The organism is Planktothrix sp. FACHB-1355 (assembly GCF_014748295.1).
Taxonomy (GTDB): domain Bacteria; phylum Cyanobacteriota; class Cyanobacteriia; order Cyanobacteriales; family Aerosakkonemataceae; genus Aerosakkonema; species Aerosakkonema funiforme_A.
The window spans coordinates 1-4,254 of the sequence record NZ_JACJUP010000566.1 but is presented as its reverse complement, the minus strand read 5'-3'; the positions used below and the strand labels follow the sequence as shown (position 1 = coordinate 4,254).

The following is a 4,254-nucleotide window of genomic DNA, read 5'->3' as shown; positions in this document are numbered from 1 at the left end:
ATTTACGCTTTCGCAGTTCTCGGTTTAATTGTTGCCGGTTTGGGATTGGGTTTGATGCTTCCCAATATGAATGTTTGGCTGAATGCGATCGCACCTGTTGCCGCTAGGGGAAGATTGCTGGGAGGTTTGACAACTTCTATGTTTTTGGGGCAATTCTTTTCTCCTATTATTATTCAGCCAATTGCCCAACAAATTAAACTTGGCCCTACTTTTGCTCTCGTAGGAGGTGTAATGTTGGCTTTGGCAGCAACGATCGCAGCTGTGTCGTTTGTAAATAGACCCGCCCGTACTGCCTGAGATCGAGTCTTCCATTTGCGTAGGGTGGGCATTGCCCACCTTACTTGTTTACCATCGGGTATTAGGCATTAAAAGACTAAAAACCGGGTTTGTTTAATTATGAATTTAGCAGTGCAGGATACTGCCAAATGGAAAATTTGCTTGCTAAGATATTAGTTTATTTACCCTTACGAGTTAAAAATACCGACCGGGTAATTTATGGATAACCAAAAACCAGTATCTAAGCACAAGCATATTGTTCTGACTTCCCATCCCCATAGATCCGCTCAAAAACCGGCAATACATTGGGGAAAAAGCGACCCGATCGAACGGGGGCCGATTATTGGTACGCTAACTAATGCCAATCAGCGCAATGCGATCGGCACTCACTCCGGATCTTACGCTGTCTATCGCGCACTGGCGATCGCATCCGGCGCACTTCAAGCAAATCACCGTCCGGACTTGACAAATACCTCTCCCGTTGTTCGCATTGGGCCGCATCCCAGTTGGGCCGATCCCGATCGCATTATCTCTCTCGATCCTTTTGGTGCCATTGTCGGTGAAGTTTACACCCAATTTTACGAACAGGGTTACGATATTCGCCCCACAATTGCCGTCACCAAAGCTCACATCAATATGCCCGAATTGTTAGATGAAGTAGCCAAAGGTGAATTGCAAATTGATGGTAAAATTCTCAAAAGTAATGGTAATTTGGTAGTAACTAAAGTTGCGATAGATCCGGTTTGGTATCTACCGGGAATTGCTCAGCGACTTCAAGTTAAGGAAAGCGATTTACGGCGCATTCTTTTTCAACAAACGGGTGGTATGTTCCCAGAGTTGGTGACTCGTCCGGATTTGCACGTTTTCTTACCTCCAATTGGGGGAATTACGGTTTATGTAATCGGAGATGTCGAGGCAATTACAGATCCGAATCGACTGCTGGCGGTGCGGATACACGATGAATGTAACGGTTCGGATGTGTTCGGTTCCGATATTTGCACTTGTCGTCCTTATTTGGTACACGGAATTGAAGTTTGCATCCAAACAGCACAGTCAGGCGGTGCGGGTGTAATTGTTTATTTCCGGAAAGAAGGTCGCGCTTTGGGCGAAGTTACTAAGTTTTTGGTTTATAATGCTCGCAAACGTCAGGAAGGAGGCGATCGCGCTGATGCCTATTTCGCTCGTACCGAATGTGTGGCGGGTGTTCAAGATATGCGCTTTCAAGAACTAATGCCGGATGTGTTGCATTGGTTGGGAATTACGAGGATCGATCGCTTGGTTTCGATGAGCGATATGAAGTATAACGCGATTGTCAATTCTGGTATTCAAATAGTCGAAAGAATTGCGATTCCTGAAGATCGAATTCCCGATGATGCCAAAGTGGAAATCGCCGCTAAACAAGCAGCAGGTTACTTCACACCGGGAGAAGTTCCAGATGCGATCGCGTTGGCGGGAATTAAGGGTCGCGGTTTGGAAGAGTAGAAATAAATAACCGCAGATATCCGATTTCTTCAAGAAATCGGATATCTGGGCGGGTGGTCATTAAGTTTGCTATTGAAAAATTATGAAAGAAGAAGAAATTATTGCCTATTTGAGAACTCCAACGGCGATTCGAGAAAGGTGCGATCGCATCTTTAAATTAGCGTGTGAGAATAAGCTGAATTACTTTCGCGTAGATTTAACAAAATTGGATAAGTGCGCCGACTATGTTATAGAAGTGATGCGCGAAGATTATCCCAACCTGGAAATACCTTTTCACAGTCGCTGGCGACATTTCGAGGTGGGTAAGGTTTCGCGCCTCACCGAACTCGATCGCACTTTGACCGAACTCTCACCCCTAGAAAAAGCTAAAGTAAAATTCGATCTAGCAATTATCAGTGTTTTGCTGGATGCCGGTGCGGGTGCAAGTTGGCAATATCGGGAACAACAAACCGGACAGGTGTTTCGTCGTTCGGAAGGATTGGCAATAGCGAGTTTTCGGATGTTTTGTCAAGGCGTTTTTTCCAGTAACCCAGATTTACCTTGGCAAGCTGATGCGAAAAAACTGCAAGATTTGACCGCAGAAGCGCTAAAAGAAGGATTTCAGGTAAGCGCCGAGAATCCTTTGGTAGGTGTAGAGGGCAGGTTAGAATTATTACAGTGTTTGGGACAGGTGCTAACTCAAAATGTAACAGTTTTTGGTACAGACAATCCGCGTCCGGGAAATATGGTAGATTACCTGCTGGATAAAAAGAACGATCGACTGGCGGCAAGTAAGGTATTGAGTGCAGTTTTAGAGGGATTGGGGGAAATTTGGCCGGGGAGATTGGCCATCGCAGGTGTCAACTTAGGCGATATGTGGATACATCCATCTTTGGGAGGAGATCGGGAGAGCGATCGCTACGTGCCATTTCACAAACTTTCCCAGTGGTTAACTTATTCTCTCCTCGAACCGCTCCAGGAAATCGGGTTAGAAATTACCGGACTGGACGAGCTGACCGGTTTGCCAGAATATCGCAACGGCGGTTTGTGCTTGGATAAGGGACTCCTTGAGTTAAAACAGCCAGATGTGTGGCGCGAACCTTATCCAGTCGGATCTGAGATAATTGTAGAATGGCGAGCGTTAACCGTCGCTTTGCTCGATCGGATTGCCGCCGCCATCAGACAAAAGCTAAATATGAGCGCTGCTGAATTACCGCTAGTGAAAGTATTACAAGGAGGAACCTGGAGTGCTGGACGCAAAATAGCATCATTATTAAGAGAAGGTGGTGTTCCCCCCATTCAAATACAAAGTGATGGAACGGTGTTTTAAAAATTAGTAAATAGCCGAGTTAAATTTGCAAATGTCTGAAAAACCGAAGCTAATGGTGGTTGATGACGAACCGGAAAACCTGGACTTGATGTACAGGACGTTTCGGCGTCAGTTTCAAATATTTAAAGCAGAAAGTCCGTCCGTCGCGCTGGAAACTCTCGATCGAGAAGGCGAAATGGCGGTGATTATTTCCGATCATCTCATGCCGCAAATGACTGGTGTAGAATTTTTAACCACTACGATCGAACGTTTTCCCCATACAATTCGCATTCTTCTCAGCGGACTCGGCGAAGAAATGGACGGACTCGGAGAAAATATGAAAAAGGCTCAGGTGTTTAAATTAATTACCAAGCCTTGCAATATAGACGAACTTAAGGCTGTCGTCCAAGAAGCGACTGAAAAATACCAGGCGGCGAAGCTGGCTGAAGAATGAAATATTGTGAGAAATTTGCAAATAGGTGCGTTAAACTCAAAAATTCAAAGCCACAGCTATCTAGGCTAAAAAATGACAGCTAATGTTACTGTAATCGACCATCCCTTAATCCAGCATAAGTTGACGCTGATGCGTCTAACGGAAACCAGCACGGCAAAATTTCGCAACTTGCTTAGAGAAATTGGGATGTTGTTAGCTTATGAGGTGACGCGAGATTTGCCGCTGAGGTACGAAGAAATTAAAACGCCGATCGCTCCTATGTTAGCACCGATGCTGGCAGCGGAAAAAAAGATGGTAATTATCTCGATTATGCGAGCGGGACAGGGGATTTTGGATGGCATTTTAGAATTAATTCCTTCGGCGCGGGTAGGACATATCGGTTTGTATCGCGACCCCACAACTCTTGTTGCAATTGAATATTATTTTAAGGTTCCTCAAGATATCGAACAGCGAGATGTTTTGATTGTCGATCCCATGTTGGCAACGGGAAATTCTGCTGTTGCTGCTGTTGACAGAATTAAGGAAGTCAATCCCCTTTCGATCAAGTTTTTATGTTTGCTAGCCGCACCAGAAGGAATTGCACATTTTCACGAACAACATCCCGATGTTCCTATCTATACGGCGGCAATAGATGATTATTTGGACGAACACGGTTATATTGTACCGGGACTTGGAGATGCTGGCGATCGTCTCTACGGGACAAAATAAAAGTCAAAAGTCAAAAGTCAAAAGTCAAAAGTTAAATCGCCCCAAG

General features: G+C 45.0%; 4 protein-coding genes and 1 pseudogene. All 5 read left to right on the top strand.

The genetic code is table 11. The annotated features are described in order from the left end of the window. Window positions 1-297, top strand: a pseudogene (locus tag H6S82_RS20735) (hypothetical protein); the annotation flags it as partial. Between the two features lie 198 nt (window positions 298-495). Continuing rightward, on the top strand, window positions 496-1,758 hold the full coding sequence (locus H6S82_RS20730; RefSeq protein ID WP_190460822.1) for a GTP cyclohydrolase II: 1,263 nt from the start codon (window positions 496-498) through the stop codon (window positions 1,756-1,758). A gap of 82 nt (window positions 1,759-1,840) precedes the next feature. Then, window positions 1,841-3,067, top strand: coding sequence for a URC4/urg3 family protein (locus tag H6S82_RS20725; RefSeq protein ID WP_190460825.1), 1,227 nt, complete (start codon window positions 1,841-1,843; stop codon window positions 3,065-3,067). Window positions 3,068-3,098: 31 nt separating this feature from the next. Continuing rightward, a complete protein-coding gene (locus H6S82_RS20720; protein ID WP_190460827.1) occupies window positions 3,099-3,500 on the top strand; it encodes a response regulator in 402 nt (133 codons plus the stop codon). Window positions 3,501-3,572: 72 nt separating this feature from the next. After that, a complete protein-coding gene (gene upp, locus H6S82_RS20715) occupies window positions 3,573-4,208 on the top strand; it encodes a uracil phosphoribosyltransferase (RefSeq protein WP_190460830.1) in 636 nt (211 codons plus the stop codon). Window positions 4,209-4,254: the final 46 nt, after the last annotated feature.

What these genes read in the sequence shown, in the direction of transcription:
- H6S82_RS20730 (WP_190460822.1), top strand. Translation starts at nt 496, where the DNA reads ATGGATAACCAAAAACCAGTATCTAAGCACAAGCATATTGTTCTGACT.
- H6S82_RS20725 (WP_190460825.1), top strand. Translation starts at nt 1,841, where the DNA reads ATGAAAGAAGAAGAAATTATTGCCTATTTGAGAACTCCAACGGCGATT.
- H6S82_RS20720 (WP_190460827.1), top strand. Translation starts at nt 3,099, where the DNA reads ATGTCTGAAAAACCGAAGCTAATGGTGGTTGATGACGAACCGGAAAAC.
- upp (WP_190460830.1), top strand. Translation starts at nt 3,573, where the DNA reads ATGACAGCTAATGTTACTGTAATCGACCATCCCTTAATCCAGCATAAG.